The sequence below is a fragment of the Neobacillus dielmonensis genome (assembly GCF_000612665.1).
GTDB lineage: Bacteria > Bacillota > Bacilli > Bacillales > Cytobacillaceae > Neobacillus > Neobacillus dielmonensis.
This window is the reverse complement of record NZ_HG942076.1, coordinates 1-25,903: the sequence shown is the minus strand read 5'-3', so window position 1 is coordinate 25,903 and position 25,903 is coordinate 1. Positions and strand designations below refer to the sequence as shown.

Annotated in this window: 26 protein-coding genes and 1 pseudogene; 17 read left to right on the top strand and 10 right to left on the bottom strand. The window is 43.0% G+C overall.

From position 1 onward, the window contains the following. Positions 1–74: 74 nt before the first annotated feature. On the bottom strand, positions 75–710 hold the full coding sequence (locus tag BN2425_RS16730) for a trimeric intracellular cation channel family protein (RefSeq protein ID WP_042461856.1): 636 nt from the start codon (positions 708–710) through the stop codon (positions 75–77). A 211-nt stretch (positions 711–921) separates the two neighbouring features. Here BN2425_RS16730 and BN2425_RS16725 point away from each other — a divergent pair, with 211 nt between their 5' ends. After that, a complete protein-coding gene (locus BN2425_RS16725; protein WP_052352919.1) occupies positions 922–2,253 on the top strand; it encodes an MFS transporter in 1,332 nt (443 codons plus the stop codon). Positions 2,254–2,322: 69 nt separating this feature from the next. On the opposite strand, the gene BN2425_RS16720 is transcribed toward BN2425_RS16725, so the two are convergent. Next, positions 2,323–3,030, bottom strand: a complete 708-nt coding sequence (locus tag BN2425_RS16720) for a DNA alkylation repair protein (protein WP_042461854.1) — start codon at positions 3,028–3,030, stop codon at positions 2,323–2,325. 328 nt (positions 3,031–3,358) lie between these two features. On the opposite strand from BN2425_RS16720, the gene BN2425_RS16715 reads away from it, so the two are divergent. The 4 genes from BN2425_RS16715 (at position 3,359) to BN2425_RS16700 (ending at position 6,556) form a co-directional block, all read left to right on the top strand. Beyond that, entirely contained in the window at positions 3,359–4,048 is a 690-nt protein-coding gene (locus BN2425_RS16715; protein ID WP_154663530.1) for a hypothetical protein, read from the top strand. A 178-nt stretch (positions 4,049–4,226) separates the two neighbouring features. Next, positions 4,227–4,730, top strand: a complete 504-nt coding sequence (locus BN2425_RS16710) for an RNA polymerase sigma factor (protein ID WP_042461851.1) — start codon at positions 4,227–4,229, stop codon at positions 4,728–4,730. Next, a complete protein-coding gene (locus tag BN2425_RS16705) occupies positions 4,727–6,016 on the top strand; it encodes a PD40 domain-containing protein (protein WP_042461849.1) in 1,290 nt (429 codons plus the stop codon). Before BN2425_RS16710 ends, BN2425_RS16705 begins: the two co-directional genes overlap by 4 nt. Positions 6,017–6,031: 15 nt before the next feature. Beyond that, positions 6,032–6,556, top strand: a complete 525-nt coding sequence (locus BN2425_RS16700) for a hypothetical protein (protein WP_154663529.1) — start codon at positions 6,032–6,034, stop codon at positions 6,554–6,556. 209 nt (positions 6,557–6,765) lie between these two features. On the opposite strand, the gene BN2425_RS16695 is transcribed toward BN2425_RS16700, so the two are convergent. From BN2425_RS16695 to BN2425_RS23565, 3 genes and pseudogenes are all read right to left on the bottom strand, one after another. After that, positions 6,766–7,254, bottom strand: a complete 489-nt coding sequence (locus tag BN2425_RS16695; protein ID WP_042462248.1) for a sigma-70 family RNA polymerase sigma factor — start codon at positions 7,252–7,254, stop codon at positions 6,766–6,768. A 254-nt stretch (positions 7,255–7,508) separates the two neighbouring features. Further along, positions 7,509–9,992: an EAL domain-containing protein gene (locus BN2425_RS16690; RefSeq protein ID WP_235714668.1), complete on the bottom strand. Its 2,484-nt coding sequence runs from the start codon at positions 9,990–9,992 to the stop codon at positions 7,509–7,511. Between the two features lie 33 nt (positions 9,993–10,025). Further along, a pseudogene (locus BN2425_RS23565) lies at positions 10,026–10,301 on the bottom strand (MHYT domain-containing protein); the annotation flags it as partial. 432 nt (positions 10,302–10,733) lie between these two features. Here BN2425_RS23565 and BN2425_RS16685 point away from each other — a divergent pair. The 6 genes from BN2425_RS16685 to BN2425_RS16660 all read left to right on the top strand — a co-directional run bounded on the left by BN2425_RS16685 (position 10,734) and on the right by BN2425_RS16660 (position 15,331). Further along, the gene (locus BN2425_RS16685) at positions 10,734–10,967 is read left to right on the top strand and encodes a hypothetical protein (RefSeq protein ID WP_154663528.1); all 234 of its coding nucleotides are present in this window, start codon (positions 10,734–10,736) and stop codon (positions 10,965–10,967) included. 229 nt (positions 10,968–11,196) lie between these two features. After that, positions 11,197–12,102, top strand: coding sequence for a hypothetical protein (locus BN2425_RS16680; RefSeq protein ID WP_042461843.1), 906 nt, complete (start codon positions 11,197–11,199; stop codon positions 12,100–12,102). 24 nt (positions 12,103–12,126) lie between these two features. Beyond that, entirely contained in the window at positions 12,127–12,456 is a 330-nt protein-coding gene (locus BN2425_RS16675) for a hypothetical protein (protein ID WP_042461840.1), read from the top strand. Between the two features lie 235 nt (positions 12,457–12,691). Next, complete coding sequence (locus tag BN2425_RS16670; protein WP_042461838.1) at positions 12,692–13,747, top strand: ABC transporter substrate-binding protein; 1,056 nt, start codon at positions 12,692–12,694, stop codon at positions 13,745–13,747. Positions 13,748–13,759: 12 nt separating this feature from the next. Continuing rightward, a complete protein-coding gene (locus BN2425_RS16665) occupies positions 13,760–14,533 on the top strand; it encodes an ABC transporter ATP-binding protein (RefSeq protein WP_042461836.1) in 774 nt (257 codons plus the stop codon). 3 nt (positions 14,534–14,536) lie between these two features. Beyond that, positions 14,537–15,331, top strand: a complete 795-nt coding sequence (locus tag BN2425_RS16660; RefSeq protein ID WP_042461834.1) for an ABC transporter permease — start codon at positions 14,537–14,539, stop codon at positions 15,329–15,331. A 60-nt stretch (positions 15,332–15,391) separates the two neighbouring features. Here the strand turns inward: BN2425_RS16660 and BN2425_RS22580 are convergent, their stop codons facing one another. Together BN2425_RS22580 and BN2425_RS16655 are read right to left on the bottom strand one after the other, a co-directional pair. Continuing rightward, on the bottom strand, positions 15,392–15,532 hold the full coding sequence (locus BN2425_RS22580) for a hypothetical protein (RefSeq protein ID WP_154663527.1): 141 nt from the start codon (positions 15,530–15,532) through the stop codon (positions 15,392–15,394). Between the two features lie 78 nt (positions 15,533–15,610). Beyond that, positions 15,611–17,377 carry a sigma-54-dependent Fis family transcriptional regulator gene (locus tag BN2425_RS16655; RefSeq protein WP_235714667.1) on the bottom strand — a complete coding sequence of 589 codons (1,767 nt, stop codon included), beginning with the start codon at positions 17,375–17,377 and terminating at the stop codon, positions 15,611–15,613. A 273-nt stretch (positions 17,378–17,650) separates the two neighbouring features. On the opposite strand from BN2425_RS16655, the gene fdhA reads away from it, so the two are divergent. The 3 genes from fdhA (at position 17,651) to BN2425_RS16640 (ending at position 21,419) form a co-directional block, all read left to right on the top strand. Continuing rightward, entirely contained in the window at positions 17,651–18,865 is a 1,215-nt protein-coding gene (gene fdhA, locus BN2425_RS16650) for a formaldehyde dehydrogenase, glutathione-independent (RefSeq protein ID WP_042461832.1), read from the top strand. A gap of 21 nt (positions 18,866–18,886) precedes the next feature. Continuing rightward, a complete protein-coding gene (locus BN2425_RS16645; RefSeq protein WP_042461830.1) occupies positions 18,887–19,651 on the top strand; it encodes an MIP/aquaporin family protein in 765 nt (254 codons plus the stop codon). Between the two features lie 529 nt (positions 19,652–20,180). Continuing rightward, positions 20,181–21,419 (top strand): PdaC/SigV domain-containing protein, encoded by a 1,239-nt coding sequence (locus BN2425_RS16640; RefSeq protein ID WP_042461829.1) that lies wholly within the window; start codon positions 20,181–20,183, stop codon positions 21,417–21,419. A gap of 244 nt (positions 21,420–21,663) precedes the next feature. On the opposite strand, the gene BN2425_RS16635 is transcribed toward BN2425_RS16640, so the two are convergent. From BN2425_RS16635 to BN2425_RS16625, 3 genes are read right to left on the bottom strand one after another with little or no spacing between them, the layout of a single operon-like run. Further along, a complete protein-coding gene (locus BN2425_RS16635; RefSeq protein ID WP_042461827.1) occupies positions 21,664–22,422 on the bottom strand; it encodes an ABC transporter permease in 759 nt (252 codons plus the stop codon). Next, entirely contained in the window at positions 22,419–23,315 is an 897-nt protein-coding gene (locus BN2425_RS16630; protein ID WP_319922085.1) for an ABC transporter ATP-binding protein, read from the bottom strand. The genes BN2425_RS16635 and BN2425_RS16630 overlap by 4 nt, the downstream gene beginning before the upstream one ends. A gap of 39 nt (positions 23,316–23,354) precedes the next feature. Next, positions 23,355–23,555, bottom strand: a complete 201-nt coding sequence (locus BN2425_RS16625; protein WP_042461823.1) for a PLD nuclease N-terminal domain-containing protein — start codon at positions 23,553–23,555, stop codon at positions 23,355–23,357. 175 nt (positions 23,556–23,730) lie between these two features. Between BN2425_RS16625 and BN2425_RS16620 the strand changes: the two genes are divergently transcribed. The 3 genes from BN2425_RS16620 to BN2425_RS16610 all read left to right on the top strand — a co-directional run bounded on the left by BN2425_RS16620 (position 23,731) and on the right by BN2425_RS16610 (position 25,675). Then, positions 23,731–23,928 carry a hypothetical protein gene (locus tag BN2425_RS16620; protein WP_042461820.1) on the top strand — a complete coding sequence of 66 codons (198 nt, stop codon included), beginning with the start codon at positions 23,731–23,733 and terminating at the stop codon, positions 23,926–23,928. Positions 23,929–24,005: 77 nt separating this feature from the next. Then, the gene (locus BN2425_RS16615; protein WP_042461818.1) at positions 24,006–25,289 is read left to right on the top strand and encodes an SGNH/GDSL hydrolase family protein; all 1,284 of its coding nucleotides are present in this window, start codon (positions 24,006–24,008) and stop codon (positions 25,287–25,289) included. Between the two features lie 176 nt (positions 25,290–25,465). Then, a complete protein-coding gene (locus BN2425_RS16610) occupies positions 25,466–25,675 on the top strand; it encodes a hypothetical protein (protein WP_042461816.1) in 210 nt (69 codons plus the stop codon). Positions 25,676–25,903: the final 228 nt, after the last annotated feature.

Here is a 25,903-nt window from a genome sequence, read left to right as displayed (position 1 = left end):
GAGCGGCCCTGGGACAAATCCTATTGGCATCGTCCAAACATCAAAAAAGACCGAATGCTTGGAAAAGCCTCGGTCTACTGATTTATTTTAAATTCATTCATTTTCTGTTTCTGGGGTCTTGGAATATGCCAATGATATTTGATTGACAGCATTCTTAATAAAACAACGATCACAAACAAGAAATAATAATAGATGTCTTTATCTACTATTTGAAAACTGAGAATCATGCCGGCAAGAATCGTCCAAAAAGCATATAATTCATATTTAAAAACAAAAGGCTGTCGCTTCGATAACGCATCTCTGATAATGCCTCCACCCACGCCCGTTAGTAAAGCAGCAACAATCATGGCACTGGTTGGCAGTCCTAAATTTTTCGCGTATAAAGCTCCCTGAATGGCAAAAGCGGATAAACCGATGGCATCTAGCAAACCGAAAGAGAAAGACCAATATTTCCAATTTACTAGTTTGTTAATGGGCAGGAAATAAAGAACCGTAATCAAGATAAACGTGATGAGAAACAAGGATCCTTGACTCCATAAAGCAGAAACTGGAACACCAATTAATAAATTGCGGACGGCTCCGCCTCCGAAAGCGGTGATAAAGCCTAAAGCATAGTATCCAATTAAATCATAATCTTCTTCAGAGGCAATGATACCTCCGCTTAATGCGAAAGCAATCGTGCCAATTATGTTAAAAATATCCCATGACATATTCTATGCTGCACCTACTCTTTAACGTATTAACTAATATGGGCCACAATATTCTAAATGTACATCTGAAGACAGCAAAATGTAAAGAGTTAATTGGATAAAATGAAACAAGAGGGACCAGGGGGACGGTTCTCTTGGCTCTTTTTTTGAACAAGAAGAACCGACTTTGTGTTTCATGCTAAAATATAACAAAAGGGAGGGGATTTGTTTTATGCCTTTAATATGGGCTGTGGCCTTGGGTATTTTGTTGAATCCGCTGAATTCTTCGATGATTTCAGTGGCTTTAGCACGTCTGCAGGTTCAGTTTGATTTATCTTTTGTTGATGCTTCTTGGCTTATTTCTACCTATTATTTAACCAGTTCGATTGGGCAGCCGATTATGGGCAAATTGAGTGATACGTTTAACCGAAAGCATTTATTCTTAATTGGTTTAAGCCTAGTGGCGGTTTCTTGTCTATTGGCGCCTTTTTCACCCAACTTTGGGAGTCTTGTAGCGATACGGATGATTCAGGCGGTCGGCAGCTCGATGCTTTATCCGGCAGGGATGACCACGGTTAGAAAACAGATTACGAAAAACCAAGCGCGAATGTTTGCGATTTTAAACATGTTTTCGTCCGTATCCGCCGCTTTTGGACCGACGATTGGCGGTCTGCTGATTGGGGCAGCAGATTGGGAAGCAATCTTTTGGATTAACTTTCCGATTATTATCCTTTCCGTTATCTTAACGCTGAAATTTTTCCCTAATAACCCAGTGGTAAAAAGAAATGCTTCATTGGATTATGCAGGGATTGTGTTATTTTCTTTCACGCTTATTAGTTTGTTGTTCTTTTTATTGTCATTAGAGCGGGAGCCAAAATGGGTCAGCTTGGGTTTGTTTGTACTATTTGTCATTGCGTTATATCGGTATGAAGCAAAGAGGCCGGCTCCGTTTATTGATGTCAAATCGTTTCGGAGCAATCGGAATGCTAGCAAGGTCTATGTACAATACATACTAGTGAACATTTTATTTTACTCGTTGTTTTTTGGGGTACCTTCCTATTTGCAGCAGGTCATGCATTATAACGCCAGTTTCACTGGAATCATGATGCTTTCGGTTGCGGGGATGGGAGTCATTGTCTCGCCAATCGCTGGCAGGTGGATTGACCAAGCGGGGACATCAAAGCCTGCTTTGTTTGCTGGCTGCATTGCTGCCATACTGGGAACAGGTTTGCTCATGACGTTTCAGGAAGCGACCTCTCCCGTTTATATTTTTGTTGTTTTATGCATCCTAGGCTGTACCAATGGCTTCAACAATCTCGGACTTCAAACAGCATTGTACTCCTTCGTCAAAAAAGAAGAAACCGGCATCGCCTCCGGATTATTCATGACCTCGCGTTATATCGGAACCATCTTTTCATCCAGCCTGCTCGGCCTATTCTTCGCCGACCGAGTCTCGTTGGCAGGATTTCACCTCGTAGCCATAGCGGGTCTAATCATCGGCTGCCTCATCCTGCTCCTCACCGCAAGCCTCCCAGGAAAGGTTAGGGAAAGGCTTGCTGGGTGAAGCAGGGAGCTCCAGGGGGACGGTTCTCCTGGCTCCCTTTGGGACCAGAAGAACCGTCCCTATGGTCCCCTAACAGATGCAAGTTTTGCGTTTGACGCCGATTTTGTTGCGTTCTTCGATTTTTCTTATATAGGGAACGGCGAGAGGAACTTTGCAGGCAGTGTTGCCCATGTTGACGTGTACTTTCCCGATTGCTTCGCCCACCCTGATGGCTTCGTTGTGTAGAGAGGTAACGTAGGCCCCGACACTAATGACAAAGCCGTTCATGACATAACGGACCCGGTTTTGTTCTTGATGAATCGTGTTTTCAACTCTTATGAGCAAGCGGCGAATCTCCTGTATATCGAGCATTTCGTCGGGCGTAATCGATAAGTAGTTGGCATAGGTGCTCCAGCCGGCAACCGCAATCATTTCTTCTTCTGAATCCATCCATTCACGTGCAAGTTCCAACGCATACGGACTTTCAGCCGCCACACCAGCAACCGTATATTCCGCAAGCAAATACCAGTTTGCTTGTTTTACCCAACTTTGAAGAGTCTCCTTGGTCATCAACTTTGGATTAACGGACAGACCTGCTAAATACATAGCATCCGAATTGCCTGTTTTATATAAAGCCAAAGCCAGATCCTGATCTCTTTTCACAAACTTGACGAGTTTTTTTAAATCTCCGACCTTGACTCCAAATAAGCTGCCACTAGCCCCGTGATTCATAAACGTCTTCTTAGTTTGTTCAGAACCAAGCTCTTGCAGCTTCTCCATAATCGACTCAACGTTCATATTCTACCTCCACAACAAAATATATTATTTTCAATATTTTACCATATCATAGAGAGGGAAGCACGGGTACGATTCTTATGCTTCAAGCCTGGGGAACCCGTTTGGCAGAGAATTATCTAGTATTTTCAGAATTTCCATTTATTTGATGAAGAATGGGTGCTAATAATGGTAAAATTATCAAGTAAAAAAATTCCCTGCCAAATTAAATTAATAGTGAAAGGTGCACATATGTGAAATGGTACGCCCGAAAAAGTTAGGCTTATTAAAAGTGACAGTGTTGTTTCTACTTTCTATTACGATCATCACAACAGTAGGCTGCAGTAGGACAATGAATTCTGCTGAAAGAAAGGAAGAAAAAATAAAGATGCAATCCTATCTAAAAGAAAAGTACGGACAAGACTTTAGGGTTGCAGACATAGAAAAAGTAACGCTAGGTTTTGCAGCGGGTACTCAATTTGAAGGAAAAGGGTATGATCCTGCCAATAATCAATTTATTGTTATTAGAGAAGGACAACACTCTTATGAAGATACATACCAAAAGGTTTTAGCAAGCAAACTCCTGCGCACAAACTATCAACCTAATGTAACAAATCTTGCTCCAAACACACTTTTCTTTGTGACTGCTAACCCTCACCAAAATTTGAATGTAAAGACGAAATTGACTGATTTGGATAAAAGTAAGCTCAATGCTTTCTTCCAAATAGCCATATTAGTTAATGAAAGTTATTCAAGGGAAAGCTATTATTCTGCCATCCAACAGTTTATAAAAAAAGTAGCCGATGATGGTTTTCAGTATTTTACCGTTATAATCGACTTTGTTCCTTCAAATAAACAAAAGACTGTTGAGGATTATATCGATACGGGTTTAGAAGAAAGTATATTTAGTGAGGCAAAGAAAAACGGAGAAAAGAAAAATGCCTATGAAACAATTATCATGGATAGATTTAAGTATGATAGCAGCTCATATAATACGGATATAGAAGTGGAAGATATGGGAAGCTTTTTTATCAACAAATAGAAACATTCACCATTCATAAGGACAACAGTAAGTGCTGCTAAATGGGCGGCGCTTTTTTATTCACAGCAGTTTGAGTTGTGGCTTGGCCTTGACAGTAATATTCAACGGAACTGTAACTTCTTTTGCTAACTAACGTTTTGAATTGTATAGACGTCTACAAGAAAAAGGAGCCTAAAAAGTGGATTGGGAGCAAATATGGATTGATCATTGGAAAGAGATTTATGTCTATGTTTTTTTGCGAGTCCGCCACCAGCAAGAGGCAGAAGATATCACGCAGGAAACCTTTATTCGAGCGATCCGGGCAGAGGAGCGGTATAAAGAAGATGTTAATGTTCCGGCTCTCCTAAAAACCATTGCCCGTAATATCATCATTGACCGCTGGAGAAAAAAACAAAGAACGGAAGACCCGTTGCCATTGGAGCCAGAACAACTCCTCGTCGACATAGGGAATGATTTGGGCAAAGTCCTCGAGCAAAAAGAACAGGTAGCGTATGCCCTTTCGTTATTAAATGAAGAACAGAGAAAAATCATTGTGCTGCGTCTGTTGCAAGATTTAACAATTAAAGAAACTGCAGCATTACTGGGACGGTCGGAAAGCTATGTCAAGGTCACCCAATTTCGGGCGATTCAAAAAATCAAGGATCTCGTGAAAAAGAAATTTTTGGAGGAGGCTTTGCGATGAATTTTTCAAAAGAAGAAAGACTTTCCCAGTATATTGATCAGTTGAATTGGCAAACCGGCGAACTGGGTATTCAGCCGGGAGATCAAGAATGGAACGAACTGATTGAAACTGTCCAATTGATTAAGTTAACCAATGCAATTGAAATGCCGACACCAGGTTTTGAAGAAAATGTGAGGCAGAGAATTAAACAGGAATTGGCAGCAAGAAGGCCAAAGTCCAATGTCAAAAAACGCTCTTGGAAAAACTATTTTCTTCCATTAGTGGCAGCAGGTCTCGTTGTGTTGTCAGTCAGTCTTTCGTCACTTTTTCCAAATGAAATAGCTGTGGCAGACCAAATTCGGGCAGTGAAGGAGGAGCAATTAGTCTCATTGGGGATTACCAAGGTGAATGATCCGACGCTGCTGTCAGACGGAGAGATTGGTTTTGAAAAAGAGGAAAGAATCGTTGTATGGAGTCCGGCCGAATCATTCAAAGAATATCCGCTTGATTCGTTTCAATATATGCGAAGTCCTTCGTGGTCCCCTGACGGAAAACAGGTGGCGTTTTCCGGTTATCAAACGAAGAATGCCGGAATCTGGCTCATGGACCGGGATGGCTCAAATGTCCGAAAGTTAACATCACCAGAATCTCCAGACGAATTTTATGATCATCCAACGTGGTCGCCGAATGGCAAGAACCTCGCGTTTGCCAAACACAGCTATACCATGAATCAGCCACACGGCCATACCCAAATCGGTGAGGAAATTTGGACAATGGAGATTGAGACGGGGAAGCTAGTGAAAATTGCAGCTGGTTCTGAACCAAGTTGGTCGCCGGATGGTAAAACCATCGCCTTCACGAAGACACGAACTAGTGGGGAAACGATGGAAAAAGAAGTGTGGCTGGTCAACAGTGATGGTTCGAATTCTCGAAAATTAACGGCAGGAATGGAACCGAGTTGGTCACCAGATGGCCAATTTATCACTTATGCCAAGGATACGACAACACGGAAAAAGTCTAAAACACAAAAAGCAGAGATTGTGACGACTTTCCGGGAGATTTGGGCGATTCATGTGGACAGTAAACGGGAATCGCAATTAACGAAGTCGCAATTAAACGAGGTACAGTTAAAAAACATGAATGCGTCTTCAAGCGGTTTGCCTGTTGATCTGGTTGTGAGCGGCCAGTACAGCGACTGGCAGCCATGTTGGTCGAAGGATGGAAAGTCCATTGTGTTTGTCAGGGATACCAATGAAGAACAAGGCGATCACTTTAGCTTGATGAAAATCGATTTAAAATATGAATAGAGAGTTGGAATAAGGATGAAAACAGGAATGACGATTTGTTCGGTTCTGCTGGTAGCCGCAGTCATGACAGGCTGTGCTCACGCTTCCGCAATAAAGGACTCTGGAGAGAATCGGGCGGTCCAAGAATCCACGAAATCGATAGAGAATAAAACAAAAGAACCAGTACAAGAGATTGCCCTGGATCATTTAAAAATAAACGTAAGCGGCAACTGGGAGGTGAAAAAGGGGCTGGATTCTGCTGCCTTTTCAATCAAGGGGAACCCGATTGGAATCATCGAAGGGCTGGCCTATTCGGATTCAGTAGAAGCGTTAGTACCCAATCAATCCGTCATAACCGATAAACAAAAGCTGGACCAGCTGCCATTTGAGGCGTATCAAGTCACAGTAGTTAGTGATGCCGTGCAGTCAGAAACCAAAAAAGAAACCCACATCTTTCTATTCCTGGAATCCAAAAAAGCTGTCTACGACCTACGTTTCGAAGCCAGCGCCGTAGACGAACAAACCCTCTTACAAATTGTTCATTCTGCTGTTATGGAGTGAAACACAGGGACGGTTCTCCTGCTTCCTTTTATGAAGCGGAGGAACCGTCCCCTTGTTTCATCGCTTATTAACGACAGTTTTCCCTGATTCCTCATCAGTTTTGGCGTTAAGAGGGTTAATTAACGACAGTTTACTCTGATTATTCATTGGTTTTGTCGTTAAGCCCGCTTATTAACGACAGTTTCCTCAGAATTCCCCCGCTTTTGTCGTTAATACCGGTCCGCGAACTTTGCTCTTAATTTCTTTAATGCGCTCAGTTTCCACTGCTTTACGGCTGAACAAGAAACATGTTCCTGGGCGGCAATCTCCTGAATCGACTGATCATAGAGAATGGCCCCCATGACCCATTTTGTCTCCTTTTCGGAAAGCCCCTGACAATAGGAAAGCAGGATTTCGGCTTCAAGAGGCTGGTCGTCATGCTGGTCCTGAACGGTCCCCCAATACTCTTCCTTAGGGTAGGTGGTTCTTTGCTCATATTTGTGGCTCCGCGTCAGCTCCAGCAAGAGTTTCCCTTTGATGTAGGCATAGGCATAGTTGGTGAAGCTGCCTTTTTCCGGGTTAAAGCCATTGTTTGCCTCCCAAAGAGCAATTAATGCCGTTTGATAGAACTCCTCCTGGTCTCGGTAAAGATGAAGCGAGTGCATGATTTTGTGGATCATGGGGGTGTACTGGTCCGCTAATTCATTAAAGTTATCCAATGCTGGATCCTTCCTGGATCGCGCGCTTTCCCAATCATTCCTAGGTAGCTTTAAGATAACGGGAATCAGCATTTTAATCGAACGAGGGTTTTTCTTTTTTGACAGGAAATCCGAGAAGAAAATAACAATATTTGAGTCAAACAATACTTTTAGAGGCATTTTATTGAAGTTTGGACAAATATGATATGGATTAATGAAACACAGGGACGGTTCTCCTGCTTCCAATTTTGAAGCAATAAAACCGTCCCCATATTTTACACATGTTTTACGCAGTGTTTGAAGGTATCGATACTTTTAATGATTTCTTCGAGTGGTCGAGGTTTGCTGAATAAATAGCCTTGTGCCGAATCACAGAGATGCTGCTGCAAAAAGGTCAACTGCTCTTTTGTTTCGACTCCCTCAGCAATGACCGTCATTTTTAACTGGTGCGCCATGGCGATGATGGTTTTTACAATGGTTGCATTGCTTCCATTTGTTAAGCTATCACGAACAAAGGATTGATCAATGGATTGATCAATTTTTATCGTATCAACCGGAAATTCCTTTAAATAGTGAAGAGAACTATATCCTGTCCCAAAATCATCCAAACTGATTTTGACCCCTAATTTTTTCAAATCTCTTACAATCTTTAGGGCATGATGGGTATCAATCATCATGCTTTCAGTCATCTCCAATTCCACATATTCAGGAGATAGACCGGTTTCAGCCAAAACCGATTTTACCATCCCAATAAAATCAGGCTGGAAAAACTGTCTCAGTGACAGGTTAACCGAAACGAGCACAGGGGGAAACCCTGTATCGAGCAGTCCTTTTAACTGCTTGCAAGCTGTACGTAATACCCATTCCCCGATTGGAACAATCAATCCAGTTTCTTCAGCTAACGGAATAAATTGATCAGGGGAAATAATCCCTTTATCAGGATGCTGCCAACGGATTAATGCTTCCATCCCGGTTAATGCACCAGACTGAATGTTGGTTTTGGGCTGATAGTATAAAACAAATTCCTCGCGTTCCACTGCCTTACGCAAGTCATGTTCCAGTTCAAACCGTTCGTTTGTCGTTTCTATTGATTGATTTTGGTAAAATTGATAATTGTTCTTTCCCATACGTTTCGCTTGATGCATGGCTAAATCAGCTTTTTTTATTAAATTACCGACCTCTTTATCATCATGAGGATAGAGACTAATCCCGATACTTGGCGTAATAAACATCTCCAATCCCTTAATATGAATCGGTTTGTTTAAAGCCGCCAGCATTCGCTCCGCTGTATGAATAACACCTGGTCGGTCCACCTGCGGCATGAATAGAATAAATTCATCGCCGCCGATTCTTGCTAGGCAATCTTTTGGGGTGATACAGGTTGCTAACTTGTCGGCAATTTCTTTTAGCAGCTGGTCGCCCGTATCATGTCCAAGTGTATCATTGATCAATTTGAAACGGTCTAGATCTAAGAAGAGGATGGCAGCTGATTTCATCTCTTGGTGCATCATGGCTTCTTGAAAACGGGAATTAAATTTATAACGATTCGGTAATCCTGTTAAAGCATCATGGAACGCTAAATATTTAATTTTTTCTTGTGCCAATTTTTGTTCGGTGATATCAATGATACTGCCAATAATCGCTGGCTTTCCTTGAAACAAGGTCTTGGAAGCGTGTATTTCAAACTGTAAAATACTTTGGTCTTTGTTCACGATGCGATAGACATAACGAAGGGCTGGCATCTCTTCTGTTAAAATTTTTTGAGTGTTTTTTTCAAGAACAGAAAGGTCCTCAGGAACAATATAATTGGTGACATCCGAGCCGATGAGCTCCTCTACAGAATATCCTGTCATACTAGCTAGTTGGGGATTGGCGTATACCAATCTACCATCTTGCATAATATAAATACCTACAATGGCATCTTCCGCTAAGCTCCGATACTTCAATTCTGCCTCTGCTAATGCCTGCTGGTCTTGTTTGTGTCTCGTTATATCTTTATGAATCCCATATACACCAACAATTTCTCCATCCACGATAATGGGGAGATTGGTTACGTTTACTTCAATGCGCTCCCCAAATTTATTATAGAAAGCTGTGTCGTAATTCGTTGCTGTGCCACTGGCTGCTTTATAGTAATTTTCTAAGGCTGTCTCTAACATTTCTGGTACAATCAACGGGGCAAACGGACGATTTCGCAATTCCGTTTCGGAATACCCATACGCTTCCACCACATGATTCATGCCCAGAAAATAGCCTTTCGTATCGAACGTAATAATGAGGTCCGGATTATGGTAAAAAAGGGATTGATAATATTGTTCATTGGTTTTTAATTTTAATGCTTGTCTCAAAAATTTACCTTCCACATAAGATGAAATAAGGACAATTATTAAAATAATAACTGTAGCAGCTCCAACATAAAGTGCTAATATGGTCATCCCCATATTATTGCCTGTGGAAGAATTTTCTTGTAAATGATGGTGAAGCGGCGACAGGAATCCATCATACATAAGGATATAATGAAAGCCCGCTACGCCTAAGCCTAAGGCTAAAGCGCTCTTTAACTTCGTTGTAAAATGGTTTTGCTGGTTCGTATTCATATGTGCTATCCAGCGAAACGAAATATAGGATCCCGTAAACAAAATCAAAATAGCAACGAACAGCTCTGTCAGCTGGTAGTGAAGTGAGGCATTCTTGTGTAGAGAATACATGCCAATCAGGTGCATGGCTGCAATGGTTGCCACTAAGAGGGAACTACTCATAAGAAGGCGGGATTTCCCCTCTATTTTTCTAAAAAAAGCAAATGAAAAAAGACAGCCTGTGATGGATAGGAATAAAGAGCCCCATACAAAAATAGGGTCAAGGCTCATTTGGTGGATTGGTTGGTAGGATAAGGTTCCGATGAAGTGCATACACCAAATACCTAATCCCAACACAGCCGAACTGCTTTTGATACAGTACTGACGACCGGTTTTAGTTAATAAAACCTTACGGAAGTATAAATCAAAAGCAGTGTACGATGTAATCAGTACAATACAGAGTGAAAAAAATAACAACTTAAAATTAAACATCGCAGCATAAGAGCCCATATCCCATCTCCTACAGTCATCTATTGACCATGTTCATTTCATAAAGTGGAGTTTTCGCATTTCAAGCATTTGTTTCCCTTTCAATATATATTCAATTGGCAATTGGCCACAACAAGCACTTATTGGTAAACATGAATTTGTGTTTTTTTGGAAAACATACTGATAGATAGTAGCACAGTCTTACTTTTTATAAAATGTGAAACCTAGAAATAAAAAGATTCAAAAAACGGTTTTGTAATACTAGTATACAGCCAGAGTGGTTTTTTTAATGCAAACTACCTGAAAGTAAACAACTGCTGCGTCCGACGAAGTTATACTGAAAAAATATTGCCCGCAAAAATAATGCAATTTTAAATTTTCAGTGAAACATAGTGAAGCAGGAGACCGTCCCCTGCTTCAGAACGATTGGGGGTGTTGGGCATATCCAGAAAAATGGAAGTTGAAAGTGTTCTAGCCAGTCTGGACCATCCACTAGCAAATAAGTGGCTTTATAATGATTTGATTAAGCGGAGTATTGCTGTGAGTTATGATTATTGGCTGGAGGACACAGGCATACCCATGTCTTTAGAGGAATTTGTGCAGCAGTATCTTGAACACGCGTCCTATCTGGGTGGAATATTCACCGCCGATCTAGAAGAACCAGGCTGACTCGCTAGGTTCTTCTTTTTGAATCTAAGTAATCCGGGATGGGAATGGACATCAGTTTCCTTTTTTTGGAAAATAATAAAACCTTTTATAGAACGCAGCCGATCATACATATGGGATGTTAGAATATATCACATGTTAAATAATGTAAGTAATTGTTTTTATGGAAAATCGATGGGAAAATGAATAGTGCAACACGACTGAACTGACTATTCTACAAGGGGTTGGATAGATGGGTTTTTGGGGTGATTTGAAAAAAGAGGTTTTAACCGAAGATAATAAAAAGAAATTAGGTGCTTTTTCACGTACGGCAAAGACGGAGTTATCGAAGTTGCCTATTATTAGTATCATTGGGGATGCCACACAAGGCGTTTCAGGATTAGGAAAAGTGCAAAAATTATTAAAGGAAGAGCCAAACAACCCTATATATTGGTTATTTTATTATGAAGCGTTTCTAACCCATCGTCATTTAAAGGGTGGAGTGTCTGTAGCCAGAGGTGTTATCAACCCAATTGGCTTTATTGTAGGCAAGGGGCTATCGACTGGCTTAAATACAATAGATGATGAATATGAAAAATTTGATCCAAAAAAATGTTTACTGATGATATTTTCGCTAGTTTCCAAAAAGATAAAAGAAAAGACAGCTTCTGTATCCGAACTGGCGATCTACGCAAAGGCTCAATACTACTTAGCTGTTTTAAAAACTGGAGATGAGCGCGAGACCTTTTTAAAACATGCGATTAAAAACATGTCACTGGCTATTGAAAAAGAACGAGAAGAAGCAGACCGCGCAGAATACTTCTTTTATTTGGCCCAAATGTACAAAACCGCTGATAGGAACCAGCTTTCTATTCGGGCCTTGAACATCTCTCGCAAGCTGGGCTTCTTGCCTGCTCATGAAGAACTGGCTTCTATTTTAAAGAGTGACGCCAAACAAGAAGAAACAGAGAGAGAAAATCTGCAGCGTATAAATGAAAACATGGACCAGCTTTCCTGGAAATGCCCATACAAGGAGTTTAAGTATTCCTATAAATTGGACCTTGGTGTGAGAGTTGACCATACGATCGAGCATGTATTGGAAGAACAGTCCAAAAAAATATCTCAAACGGTTAATAGAATAGGCAACTTTTTTAAATAAACTATAGTAGAAAGAGTGATTGATATGCCAATAGATTTAGACCCGTTTCATGACTGGGATGTCGATTTTGATCACCAAGTTGACGCGCATGATTTGCAAATGTATGAGCTAACCCATCATGGTGACTTTTCTTTACACGACCTTAATCATGATGGAATTTGGGACCAATTTCAAAATGACCTTAATCACGATTTACAATTTGACCAATTTCAGGCAGATTTGGACCATAACTCGGTGATTGACCGCTTTGAAACAACGATGCCTGGAGCGACACAATTGAATGTTGACTTGGACGGCAACGGCTCAACTGATTATATGGATGAGGCACTAGCTAGAAATTATTTAAATGTATAGTAACAGAGACAGCTAGACTTTTTAATGGGAGTCTAGCTGTTTTTTTGAAACAAAAGGCTAATTGGCAAGACATGTTCCCCTAAAGCCACTTTACTTAAGCCGTTAGACAAGACTAAAATGAAGCAGGAGAACTGTTCCTCTGCTTCTATTTGCAGTTTTTTTAGAAAATTATGTCGAATTTGCGGGTAGCTGCGTTATAATAGAGGGGATTACTATACTTTGGAGGTTTAACGTGATGAAGCAAAAAGTTTTACGGCTCTTAGCGGTTGTGATGACGCTGGCGCTTGTTCTAGTTGGCTGTGGACAGCAGGAGGACAAGGGGAGTGAATCTAAGGGTTCAGGAGAAAAGTCGGCTAAAGAGGTTTCTGTTGATATTGGAATGTTAAAGTTAACGAGTTCGGCACCATTATTTATAGCGATTGACAAAGGATTTTTTGAAGATGAAGGCATTAAAGCGAATGTCAAATGGTTTGAGGCAGCCCAGCCAATCGCCGTTGCAACAGCGGGAGGCAGTGTCGATGTAGGGGCAACCGGAATCACTGCGAGTCTTTACAATATGGTGGCAGGCGGACAAAAGCTATGGATCGTGGCGGACAAAGGCCGTGAAGCAAAAGGGTTTTCATCTTCTGCCCTGCTAGTGCCAAAGGATTCGAGTGTCAGCTCACCTAAAGATTTAAAAGGCAAGAAAATCGGCATTACCCAAACTGGCTCTACCTTCCACTATATGGCGGGCCGAATTTTAGAAAAAAATGGACTTTCTTTAAAGGATGTTCAATTAGTACCGCTTAACAGCATTCAAGGTCTGATGGAGGCATTGAAAAGCAAGCAAGTCGATGCTGTTATCTTAAATGAGCCTAACATTTCCAATGTTGTGGCAGAAGGTTATGGAAAAGTGATTACCCAAGTAGGGGATGAAATGGACTACCAAACTTCCGGTATTTTCTACTCACCGAAGTTTGCCGATAATAAAGATGCAGCCGTTCGCTTTTTAAAAGCATATGCAAAGGCAACTCGTTACTATTATGATGCTGTCCTAACCACTAAAGACGGAAAAGTGGTTCCAGGGAAGAATTACGATGAAGTGGTCAATATCATTGCCAAATATGTCGATCAAGACCCAGAACTGATTAAAAAAGGTCTCCCTTATATGGATCCGGATGGTAAATTGCTAGAGAAGGATATCCAAACGCAAATCGACTGGTATGCAAAAGAAAAGCTGATTGATAAGGCCATCGATGCTAAAGAAATCGTCAATACAAAATTGCTTGAGGATGCATTGAAACAGCAATAAGGAAGTGTCAACATGAGAATAGTCATTGATAATGTGGAAAAACGGTTCGGTGATGCCAAAAAGAAGGAAGTAACCGCACTGAAAAATATTAACTTTTCTATTGAAGAACAAGAGTTTGTTGTTTTGGTTGGCCCGAGTGGCTGCGGCAAATCGACCCTGCTGAATATCGTAGGGGGGTTGCTGTCCCCGAGTCAGGGAGAGGTTTATTTTGAAGGAAAGCAGGACAAAGATCCAACCCTAGGCATTGTGTTTCAGGAAATTGCCCTCCTGCCATGGCGGACCGTGTATCAGAATGTCATTTATGGGCTGGAGGAGCGAGGCGCAAGCAAAAAGGAGTGTCAGGAAATTGGCCAGCATTACATTGATATGGTAGGGCTGACCGGCTTTGAGAAGGCGTATCCGAAACAGCTGTCAGGCGGTATGAAGCAACGGGCGGGGATTGCCCGCGCCCTTGCGGTGGAGCCCGATTTACTTCTGATGGACGAACCCTTTTCAGCCTTGGATGCGCAGACTCGAACAATTATGCAGGAAGAATTGCTAACGATTTGGAATCGGACAAAATTAAGCACCCTTTATGTGACCCATAACATTCAAGAAGCCGTCTATTTGGCGGACCGTGTGATTGTCCTGTCACGGCATCCTGGGGAAATCAAAGAGATTATCAAGATTGATTTACCGAGAATGGGCCGTGACCAAGAAAAATATCGCCAGCAATTTGAGCGTTATTCCGACCAGATTTGGAATTTGATCCGCCATGACGCTCAAGCAGCGATAAAGGAGGCCTAATCGATGGAACCGACGACGAAGAAAGTCATCAAAAACCGTGTTGCTTTTCTTGAAAAACAGATACCCGGTTATGTTTCCGTTGCGGGGATTGTTGGGCTGCTTGTTCTCTGGGAGCTCGTCTGCCGGTTGAACATTGTGCCGCCGCTGTTTTTGCCGGCACCTTCCGCCATTATCATGGATGGCTGGCAATTGATTAGCAGCGGCGAGCTGTTTAAAAACTTTATGGCCAGCCTGTACCGGATCTTGGGAGGCTATGCCATTGGGGCGGTATTCGGGATTCTTGTCGGGCTGATGCTTGGTTTCTCGAAGCGGGCGGATGCAATTTTTACTCCGATTGTGTATGCCATCTATCCGATTCCTAAAATAGCTTTATTGCCGTTAATTATTCTTTGGTTTGGGATTGGGGAAATGCCAAAGGTGGCGATTATTGCACTTGGGGTGTTTTTTCCGGTATTGATTAATACCTTTTCCGGTGTAAAAAGTGTCGATCCGATTCTGATTAAAGCGGCCGTTACCTTTGGTTCCAACCATGTGAACGTGATTCGGAAAGTGATTTTGCCAGGAGCACTGCCGACGATTTTTGCCGGCTTAAAGCTAGCAGCTGGAACAGCCCTATTGCTGCTCGTCTCAGCTGAAATGATCGCCGCCCAATACGGAATCGGCGCCATGGTCCTGCACTACGGCAACCTCATGATCACCACTAAACTCATGGCCGGTGTCCTAATCTTATCTCTATTGGGGTTACTTTTTAACAGAGGCCTGCAATGGCTCGAACGAATACTGATTCCTTGGAAGTGAAACGCGGGGACGGTTCTTGTGCATCATTTTTGGCAGCACGAGAACCGTCCCTTTGTTTCACTAAAATAGTTTGGCTAGTAACCTGACAGCTCCATGTACGAGCCATAATAAGAGCTGTCCGATTACTTCGAACAGATCGACGAGTTCGAGAATCCAGTTCCATTTTTTCTTTTTTCGCTTCTTTTTTTCTTTAAATTTCAATTTCTCATCCCTGATTTCTGAAAGTTTTATACCTTATAGTAGTTGAATTTGTAAAAATCATTTGGTTTTCGATTCTCTTTAAAATGGCTGAATGTTATACTCGTTGATTTTTCGGTAAAGAGTGCTTCGGCTGATTTTGAGGAGTTTTGCTGCTTTGCTGATGTTCCATTCTGTTTGTTGCAGGGCCTTTTTGATGGTTAGTTTTTCAGTGTCTTCTAACGTTATGGTTGGGTTTGGTTGATTTTCTGCTGGTTCCGTTAGTCCTTTTTCGAAGATGATATGCTTGGCGGATAACGGCTGTCCATCTGCTAAAAAGGCAGCTTGCATTAACACATTCCTGAGTTCGCGAATATTCCCCGGCCAGCTATAGTTTGTTAGCTTATCAACGGCCGATTTGGATAAGGTTGTTATGGGGTAATTCATTTTTTGTAAAAAAAACTCAGCTAAAAAGGGCAGGTCTTGACGGTCCCGTAATGCGGGGAGGTTGATTTGGATTCCCTTTAACCGGTAATATAAATCGGACCGAAACCTGCCGGCCTGGATTTCTTCAATTAAATTTCGATGAGTGGCCGGGATCACCCTCACATCAATGGATTTATTTTTGGTACTCCCGACAGGGGTAATTACTTTTTCCTGAAGCACCCGCAGCAGGGCAGCTTGTGCCCGTAGAGACATATCGCCGATTTCATCTAGAAAAATCGTCCCGCCATTGGCTGCCTCAAATTTCCCGATACTGCCACGCCGGCTAGCTCCGGTAAATGCCCCGGGCTCATACCCAAACCATTCACTCTCAATCAGGCTCTCAGGAATCGCACTGCAATTGACGGCAATGAAGGGACCTTCACGTAATGGCCCGTGTGAATGAATCGACTGGGCCATTAATTCCTTGCCTGTCCCACTTTCTCCAATTAGTAAAATAGGCAAATGGGTAAATGATACTTTTTTTCCTAATTCTTTCGTCTCTAAGATCCTCCGACATTGTCCGGCCACATCATCAAAAGTGTGTAACTGGGTCAACGAGTTAGGAGGCAGTTTTGGACGGCTGACGGCCACAGAACCCCAGAATCGACTGCGGTCGTCATAAATCTCTACCATCTTAAAATGATTTTTCCGGTGAAGCTGGTCTCCAAGGCATTGATTTCCTAAAAACTTTCGGGCCGCTTGGTTGGCCTGAATAATCCGTTCATCTTGGTCCAACAACAAGGCCGGGTAAGGCAGTTGGTCTGATAATATATCCATTTCCTTTTGCAAAACGAGCTTCTCTGCTTGGTTTCTTTCGATCAGCAATTTATCTTGAATTAATTCTGCCGTCATACAGGCAAGCTGCAGGTTCATGGGATGGTGATCTTCGATTCGACTGCTGATGTTAATTACGCCTACGAGTTCTCCTGAAGGTGTGTAAATCGGGGCCGCTGAACACGCTAAAAAATGGGCATCACTATAAAAATGCTCATTTCCTCTGACTTGAATCGGCCTTTTCTCGATTAAGGAAACACTTATGGCGTTCGTCCCCATTGACCGTTCGTTCCAATTGGCCCCCAAGCTTAAATGAATGGTATTTGCTGTATGTAAGAGTTCAGGATTTCCAATCGCATGGATGATGATTCCATTTCGGTCAACCAATACGGCAACCTGCCGCATCAATTTTAACTTCGGAAAAAATTTTTCCAGGACAGGCACTGCCTGTTGAAGAAGATCATGGTTCTCCTTCATTGCATGATCCAGCCGTTTTGCCTCAACTATCGGATTTCCAGACGGAATCACAGGATTTAAACCGATTAAATGACACCGCTTCCATGAATTTCGAATCATCTCCGCCTCAACAGTCTCAACAGGATATCGCAACAAATCCACCTCTCATAAAATTGGTGCAGGGGATGGTTCTTTTGCTTCAATTTATGAAGCAGAAGAACCATCCCGTTGTTTCAATTATAGCATAAACCGGTGATTTTGAATTTTCTTCCAATAGATTGTATCAAAATGAGACGATTTCTGTTTCATTGTGGTACACCTACAAATTTGGTTAGGAAGAAAAGGCTATTTTAACGGCTTTTTTAAGTTGGCACGGTACTTGCATTATTTATGGATGTACCATTCTTAAAAGGGGGAATTTTTTTAATGGCAGGCAATCGCGCAGTTGTTTATGTTGGTCCAGGAAAAGTGGAAGTGAGGGATATTGACTATCCAGATTTGGTTCTAAGGGATGGCCCGGGGGTTAATAAGCTGAATGTTGGCCGTAAATGTGAGCATGGTGTCATCTTGAAAGTAGTTACCACCAATATTTGCGGCAGCGACCAGCACATGGTCCGCGGCCGGACTACTGCTCCATCCGGACTTGTACTAGGCCATGAAATTACCGGTGAGGTCGTTGAAGTTGGCCGTGATGTGGAGTTTATCAAAAAAGGCGACCTTGTATCGGTTCCGTTTAACATCGCCTGTGGAAGGTGCCGCAGCTGTAAAGAACAGAATACCCATATTTGCGAGAACGTCAATCCAGACCGTCCGGGTTCTGCTTACGGTTATGTCGACATGGGCGGCTGGGTAGGCGGCCAATCGGAGTATGTGATGGTTCCGTATGCGGATTTCCAATTGCTGAAATTCCCTGATAAAGACCAAGCAATGGAAAAAATCCGTGATCTAACGATGCTGTCTGATATATTTCCAACAGGCTATCACGGTGCCGTTAGTGCTGGTGTTAAAACAGGTTCAACCGTTTACGTTGCCGGGGCAGGTCCTGTAGGTCTTGCTGCTGCGCACTCAGCCCAACTGCTTGGTGCATCGGTTGTAATTGTTGGGGATCTGAATGAAGAGAGACTTGGCCAAGCGAGAAGTTTCGGTTGTGAGACGGTTAACTTGAGTCTGCACGATAATCTTGGAGAACAGATTGAACAAATTCTGGGAGTGCCTGAAGTGGATTGCGCCATTGACTGCGTTGGCTTTGAAGCCCATGGTCATGGACCAAATCATGGAGAGGCCCCTGCCACTGTCCTAAACTCCATCATGCAGGTTACTCGTGCGGGTGGACGATTAGGGATTCCTGGCCTCTACGTTACTGGAGACCCAGGCGCTATTGATGAGGATGCGAAAATCGGTTCTTTAAAAATTCGGATTGGGCTAGGCTGGGCTAAGGCTCATACCTTCGTCACCGGCCAAACACCCGTTATGCAATATCACCGCCAGCTGATGAATTCCATTCTTAGCGGCAAAGCCCAAATTGCCAAAGCCGTAAATGCTACCGTGATTTCACTGGACGAGGCCCCACGTGCATATAGCGAGTTTGATCGCGGCGTGGCGAGGAAGTTTGTCATTGACCCGCATGGAGTGCTGAAATAATTTTTAGACAGGAGGCAGACCATGGATTCATCTCCGTCATTATGGAAGCGTTCTACTGCTGAGGGCATCGGTACAGCCTTGTTAGTGTTTATTGGACCAGGTGCTGCTGCCTTTAACGGAATTCTTGCGGCCAATAATAGTCAGGGTACCACTCTCGCTGATATTGGCGTGATCAGTTTGGCGTTTGCCATTGTGGTTATTGCGATGATTTATACGATTGGCAAAATCTCAGGATGTCATATTAATCCTGCTGTCACCATTGGGCTTGCTGTAATCGGGCAATTTCCGAAAAGGGAAGTGCTGCCTTACTTAATTGGCCAACTCGTGGGGGCAGTTATTGGGGCAATCGGGATTCTTGTGGTGCTTGGTTCGGATGGGGCAACGATTGGAAATTTGGGCGCAACAACACTGTCTCCTTCGACCGGTTATCTGCAGGGGATTGTGATTGAAGCGATGGAAACCTTTATTTTAATGTTGGTCATAATGGGAATGGCGGTTGATCATCGGGCACCAAAGGATTTCGCCGGCCTGATTATTGGGCTGACGGTTGGCGGGATCATCATGATGACGGCCGGAGCGACTGGCTCCTCCTTTAACCCGGCCCGAACCTTCGGACCCTACCTTGTCGGCAGCTTCTCAGGAGGAAACATTCCATGGAACCAGTTTCCCATCTACGTGATCGGCCCCGTAATTGGATCAAGCTTGGCCGCCTTCGTCTATAGATGGATCGCCAGTCCCAATCCTCTCACAGCCGCAGCCAGCCAAAACGAAACAACCAAAGCTTAATAGACTACTTGAAGCAGGGGGACGGTTCTCCTGCTTCATTTTTATACATATGGCTCTGTCATTAGTGCGGTCCTCGACAGTTTTATACATGAACATGTTTCATTAAATATTTCATTCTTTGACAAATTATTTACCGGGAAATGAAATGGAGAGGGTATTTTAATAGTACCAGCTAGTCATTTAATCAAACGATTGATTAAGAATAATGAACAAAAAATTTGTTGAAGGACGGAAAACTAGTCTTATAAACTCTTCTAATCGACAGGTTTGGGGCTATGATTCCATGCAAACTCAGGTTTGAAAGGACGATTAGATGCCAATCAGCGGGGTCCTATATCTCCTAATAAGCTATTTCATTCTCGGGAACTTGGTCCGGCGCAGCCTGGTTCTAGTTCCCTCTTCCAGCTTGGTTTTCAAAAATTAGTGAGGCGGAAGAGCCTTCCCCATGTTTCATCGTTTTAAAAAATCCAATTCTAGAAATAGGAGGAAAGTTATATTTATAGGGTGACGGATCACGAGGAGTGAGAGGATGAAGCTTAAGTGGACAGTGCCCATTGTGGTAATTTTTCTCCTTGCCGCAGGGTGCAGGGATACGGAAGAAGGAAAGCCAATGGCGGAACAGCCAAATGTGACAGAGGACCAGCAACCGGAAAATAACGGAGGTGAGACAGAAAAACCTAGCACATCACCAGGACAGGGGATTAATCAGCCGGGGAAACCTGCTGTTCAGCCTGGGAAAGCTACGGGTCAACCTCAAAAACCAAGCAACCAACCTGGGCCCCCCATTCAACAAAATATTCAAATTCGTGATGAATCGATTGTGAAAGAAAACCCGATCATCAATATAGTTTATCCGCAGATTGATGGCTTGAAGGATAAAATGGCACAAGACAAATTGAATGCCATTCTAAAGGAAAAAGCGAACAACGTGGATGAGAGTCAAATGACCAACGAGGACCCAAACGCACCGTCTTCGTTTTATTCCAAATACAAAATCACGTTTCAAAATGAACACCTGATCAGTTTCGTATACGATCAATATTTCTATCTCAGCGGGGCCGCACATGGCATGCCGTCGCGGATTCCAATTTTAGTAGATTTAGATAAAGGACGAATCGTGGAGGCAAACGAATTGTTCAGCAATGCACTGCAAACAAAACAAATCATTAGTGAACTCGTCCTAAGACAAGATGTGTTACATACACTTGATGCAATGGGGGAGTTTAAACAAATCAGTTCCGATGACCTAAAGCAGGTTTATGTAACGAAGGAAGGACTAATGATGTATTTCCCGCCGTACGAATATGCCTCTTACGCAGAAGGCACGCTGCAATATCATTTAGCTTATTCGGATATTCAAAATGTCTTAAATGCAGCTTTTTTCAAAAGTCATGGGATTGATATCTCACAGCCCACTGATTTCACGACCATTTATTTTACTGAAGGCTATCATTTTTCGGTGCCAAAGGAATGGATGGATCGGCTGATTTTTGAAAGAGCGGATTATGAGGAGAATAATCCTTGGTTTAGTGAAATTAATCTATATTCTAATACTGCCAGTAAGCCATTATTGCTGAGTTTCCATATGTATGAAAAACAAGTATGGACTGCGTTAAACCCGGCAGGAGTCGAAGTGAAATTGACAGAAGACAGTGATATTATTTATTCCTATATTGTCACACCATACATCGAAAACGATCCACAGCTCAATGAGTTTCTCCAGAACATAGTTCCCAAAATGATGAAAACTTTTCAGTTGGATAACTAATCCCTCCCACCAAAGGAAGAACTCCCCGTTCTTAACAGAACGAGGAGTTTTGTTGTGAGCCAGGAGAACCGTCCGAGGGCACTGAAAAAGTCCCTGAATTCAGTTTTCGTGAATAAAATCGTCAGTTGATTTCCACTCCAGGCGGCTTCGCTTTCCGCGGGCGTGCCGGGGAGCCTCCTCGTCTTTTGATTTTCTTTAAAGATTCTTGAAAAATCGAAGGTTTTTCAGTGGCCTCGAACCGTCCCTATGGCTCCCGTACAGCAAGGTAAAGGAATAGGGCTGTGAGCAGTATGGTGATGGTAAGTGGCAGGAGAACGTTTCCTTGGGCGGCACCCTCGGTTAATAGGGAAGAAGCGGCGCCTGTCAGCTGTGCTGGGCTCCATTTCATCCATTTTTCTAGAAGCGGTGTTACAAGTGACAGAACGATGCCAAGTAATAGGGCTAATGCTGCGATGAGGCCGCTGCTTTTCAGACGGCTGCTCAAGAATAGTGTAAATGTTAGTAAAAATGAAATCCAAATGAAGTAGATTCCTGTCCCCTGGGCTAGGTCAACGAACGGAAACGACCCAATCAATAGAATGGTATAATACCAGGCGGCTAGCATGCCGAGGGAAAGCGAAACAAAGGTAAGCAACAGGGCGCTCACCCATTTTGACAGGATATACGACGTATAGGTAACCGGCTTTACAAGGATCATTTTCATCATCCCGCTTCTACGCTCCGCAGCGACGATACCCATGAAAGCCAGCACAATGACTAAGATTCCCATCTGATTGAACTGGGACAATGTTTCACATAGTACCTCGCCGCTTGAAGGAGTAGCGATTTTGATAACCGTTCCTTCCGGCATGTTCCCGGCATTTTTTAAAATATCCGGCAGATAGTAGAGGGTAATGGGCTGAAGCAGGCCAAATACCACGAAAACGAGGGGCAGCCAAATCACTTTATAGTTACGAACCATCTCCAGCCATTCTTTCCGAAATAAGACCAACCACTTGTTCATTTTCCCACCACCTTCATGAACAGGTCCTCAAGGGTCGTTGAGCCGACTGTAAAGCTTGAAATCGGGATTTTCTTTTCCGTTATTTCGGCAAGAAGCTGGCTCCGAGCCTTATCCAAGTCGCTGACAAATAGTTCAAGAGTGTTATTTCTAACTCTAACCTCCGTAATGACAGTCCAACGCTCTAGAGTGCGTGCCCATGTATCCAAACTCTCCTCCGCCGAGATGATAATGATATTTTCCAGATAGTTCCGGCGCAATTCGGGAAGTGAGCCTGCAACGGCCAGTTCCCCTTTGTGGATCATCATCACATCATCACAAACCTCCTCGGCGTCATGGAGGATGTGAGTAGAAAACAAGATGGTCATGTGGCCCTTCAGCCTTTTCATCATCTCGAGCATGTCCCTTCGTCCAACGGGATCGAGGGCGGAAACGGGTTCGTCGAGGATCAGCAGTTTTGGTTCATGGATCATGGCCTGTGCAATTCCCAGCCGTTGTTTCATCCCGCCAGAATAACCGCCAATCCTGCGCTTCTTCGCATCGGCCATTCCTACGAGCTCTAGCAATTCGTCAGCACGGCTGGCTGCTGTTGCTTTGGCCATGCCAGACAGTTCGCCCATAAACACGAGATACTCCACTGCGTTCATCCAAGAGAAAAAGACCGGCTGCTGCGGCAAATAGCCGATGTGTTCCCGGTAATCGGCTTGGTTTGAACCCATAAATAGAATCGTTCCTTTAGTAGGAACGAGTAGGCCGGCGAGCATTTCCAATGTCGTCGTCTTTCCAGCCCCATTTGGGCCGAGCAACGCTGTGCAGCGTCCTTCCTTAAGGGAAAACGACAAGTTGTTGACGGCATTGACGGTGTCGAAGGATTTGGATAACGCTGTGACTTCCATCATCTTCATGTTTGTTCACACCCTTCAATCGGAACTTGGTTACGTGTGTTTTCTGCCTATGGTGAAATACAAGATAGGCCCGATAATGCTGAAGAAAAGGGAAATCAGCACCCACATCCATTTCGGGCCATTGGTCTGAGTAGTAGTTTTGGAAAGGTCGACAACAGCAATAATCATTAAAATAAGTTCAATGCCTATAAGTGGAGCAACAAGAGCCCAATTGATGCTAGAGAATCCCATAAAACTTCCTCCTTACCAAAAAGTTCTCAAATAACAGGAACTGTTCAATATTTGCATCATCCTATCAACCTCATTCTATTCCTTTTCAAGCACTTCATCCCACAACAGACTGAAAAATAAATGACAAAATCGTGAAACCATGTGAACCATTGGGGTGGGGGGCCCATGGGGGCCCATGGGGACGGTTCTTGTGGCCATGTCGACGGTCTGCTCCCATAAGGAGTTATACGACGGGACTATTGATGAGATTAATGAGATGATCAAGGAAGTTGTGGATGCCGAGCTCACCGAACAAGAATGGAAAAGGATTATTTCCTTCCTAGTGAGAAAAGTCGATGGTTTCCTGTTAGGCGGTAATGGAAGTTTTACATAATATAGGTAAAAATATTCAAAAAATTACAAAATATGATATAATGATAGGAAAATATACATAATTTGGAGGGGACTTTTTTGAAGTTTAAGAGATTATCATTACTGTTTGTCTTTATGCTTGTCTTCCAAGCCTTCTTCGCTTCATTTGTTTTGGCGGATACTAGCGAAAAAAAGAGTATAGTGGCGCTAGGGGATTCGATTACTCATGGATGGAATCTTGGAGATGATCATAGTTCGACACAACCGATTAATGAACAAGCTTTTCCTTATTTAATTCAACCTAGTGAATATACAGTGGCTAAGAATATTAGTGGCGGAGGCTGGAAGACCACTGATTTATTTTCTGCCATTAATAATTCGCCGGAAAATCAGGCCGCCATTAAAAATGCTGATGTCATCACGTTGGACATTGGAAATAATGATTTATTGCAGGTCCCTGAAGCAGCAACCATCCTGGCAAAATTAAGGGCAACCCCTCCAGTGATGCCAACACAAGAGGAAATGGACGCCGCTAAAGTCGCATTGGTGAAATCCATACCGACTTTGGCTAGCAATCTTGGAACAGTCCTTGGAACCGTAAGAGCATTGAACCCTGATGCACAAATTATTTTCTATAATTTGTACAACCCTTTTGGCTCAGAACCACTAAAAAGTTTTGGGGAAGGTGTGATTCCGGCTATAAACACCAATGTAATTACTCCTCTCGCGGCGCAATTCGGAGCCGTTGTAGTTGATGCCTATTCAGCTTTTAATGGCAAGCAAGCGGAACTGATCCTCCCTGGGGATATTCATCCCACTGTAACGGGCCATCAGGTCCTTGCAAAGTTGGCCAACGATTTGTTGCCAAGTGATTTTGCCGTCAATCTAACGCCGTCTACCACTGAACCAACATCAGGTCCGGTAACGATTACTGTTTCGACTGATGCGGTACAGCCAGCAACAATGAAATGGCTCGCAGGTGAAAAAACAGTAGCAGACTTTCAAACTGCTGGAACCGAGATTACGGGAAGTCAGTTTGCGGTCACTGAGAATGGTAAATATTCGGTTTTTGTAAAAGATGCTAAAGGAATTCAAAAAGTAGAAGTGATAGAAGTTACAGCCATTAAATCGACTTCCGAGCAGCCTTCTGGCAATAATTCGGGAGGCGGCAGTACTCAGCCTGAAAACAATAGCGGCAGCGATAGCAGTAGCGCAGGGAATACTACCACTAATACGCAGAATACTGTAGGCAGTAGTTCAGGAACAACAACAGGGCACACTTTACCGAATACCGCTTCTCCGATATATAATTATTTATTATTGGGAACAGCATTAGTCATCATCGGACTAGCAGCAAGGAAAGCAAAGCAAGCAGTTAAATAAACTAAAATCAGTACAAGCAAATTACGAAAAAACCAAAAGGAGGTTAAGACCATCATTCAGAAGGTCTTAAACTTCCTTTTTTATCTAGAAATCTCTGAATAAAGAAGATTTATGTAATATTATTCCAAAAATGATATAATATTGTATAATGGAAAATACGTGGGAGGTGAACATTTGTGAAAGGACCGAATAAATATTTCCGTATCGGCACAGTAATCATTGCTATCATGCTGTTCTTACATATTTATCATATCCATTTGCCGGACTTCATTGAAGGGTTAGGCTATGGCAGTGGGATTGCTCTCGAATTACTTGGAATCTACACCATGAAACACGGTAACTCCAAGATTAAAAGTTTTAAAATGAAACTAGTGAAAAAAGTATAATAACAAAAAGCAATACATCAGTATCCATGTACAGACAAAAAGGAGGTTCAAGACCATCACCTAGCAGGACTTGAACCTCCTTTTTAACTTGAATTACCGCATTACCGCAGTGGGGGACAGGCCCCCGGCCGATTACCGCATCACCGCAATGGGGGACAGGCCCCCGCCAGAATACCGCATTATCGCAATGGGGGACAGACCCCCGCCAGAATACCGCATTACCGCAGT

Excerpts from the sequence above, each read along its gene's own strand:
- BN2425_RS16730 (WP_042461856.1), bottom strand. The coding sequence starts at position 710 with ATGTCATGGGATATTTTTAACATAATTGGCACGATTGCTTTCGCATTA.
- BN2425_RS16725 (WP_052352919.1), top strand. The coding sequence starts at position 922 with ATGCCTTTAATATGGGCTGTGGCCTTGGGTATTTTGTTGAATCCGCTG.
- BN2425_RS16720 (WP_042461854.1), bottom strand. The coding sequence starts at position 3,030 with ATGAACGTTGAGTCGATTATGGAGAAGCTGCAAGAGCTTGGTTCTGAA.
- BN2425_RS16715 (WP_154663530.1), top strand. The coding sequence starts at position 3,359 with ATGAATTCTGCTGAAAGAAAGGAAGAAAAAATAAAGATGCAATCCTAT.
- BN2425_RS16705 (WP_042461849.1), top strand. The coding sequence starts at position 4,727 with ATGAATTTTTCAAAAGAAGAAAGACTTTCCCAGTATATTGATCAGTTG.
- BN2425_RS16700 (WP_154663529.1), top strand. The coding sequence starts at position 6,032 with ATGAAAACAGGAATGACGATTTGTTCGGTTCTGCTGGTAGCCGCAGTC.
- BN2425_RS16690 (WP_235714668.1), bottom strand. The coding sequence starts at position 9,992 with ATGAGTAGTTCCCTCTTAGTGGCAACCATTGCAGCCATGCACCTGATT.
- BN2425_RS16680 (WP_042461843.1), top strand. The coding sequence starts at position 11,197 with ATGGGTTTTTGGGGTGATTTGAAAAAAGAGGTTTTAACCGAAGATAAT.
- BN2425_RS16675 (WP_042461840.1), top strand. The coding sequence starts at position 12,127 with ATGCCAATAGATTTAGACCCGTTTCATGACTGGGATGTCGATTTTGAT.
- BN2425_RS16670 (WP_042461838.1), top strand. The coding sequence starts at position 12,692 with ATGAAGCAAAAAGTTTTACGGCTCTTAGCGGTTGTGATGACGCTGGCG.
- BN2425_RS16665 (WP_042461836.1), top strand. The coding sequence starts at position 13,760 with ATGAGAATAGTCATTGATAATGTGGAAAAACGGTTCGGTGATGCCAAA.
- BN2425_RS16660 (WP_042461834.1), top strand. The coding sequence starts at position 14,537 with ATGGAACCGACGACGAAGAAAGTCATCAAAAACCGTGTTGCTTTTCTT.
- fdhA (WP_042461832.1), top strand. The coding sequence starts at position 17,651 with ATGGCAGGCAATCGCGCAGTTGTTTATGTTGGTCCAGGAAAAGTGGAA.
- BN2425_RS16645 (WP_042461830.1), top strand. The coding sequence starts at position 18,887 with ATGGATTCATCTCCGTCATTATGGAAGCGTTCTACTGCTGAGGGCATC.
- BN2425_RS16640 (WP_042461829.1), top strand. The coding sequence starts at position 20,181 with ATGAAGCTTAAGTGGACAGTGCCCATTGTGGTAATTTTTCTCCTTGCC.
- BN2425_RS16635 (WP_042461827.1), bottom strand. The coding sequence starts at position 22,422 with ATGAACAAGTGGTTGGTCTTATTTCGGAAAGAATGGCTGGAGATGGTT.
- BN2425_RS16630 (WP_319922085.1), bottom strand. The coding sequence starts at position 23,315 with ATGGAAGTCACAGCGTTATCCAAATCCTTCGACACCGTCAATGCCGTC.
- BN2425_RS16625 (WP_042461823.1), bottom strand. The coding sequence starts at position 23,555 with ATGGGATTCTCTAGCATCAATTGGGCTCTTGTTGCTCCACTTATAGGC.
- BN2425_RS16620 (WP_042461820.1), top strand. The coding sequence starts at position 23,731 with ATGGGGACGGTTCTTGTGGCCATGTCGACGGTCTGCTCCCATAAGGAG.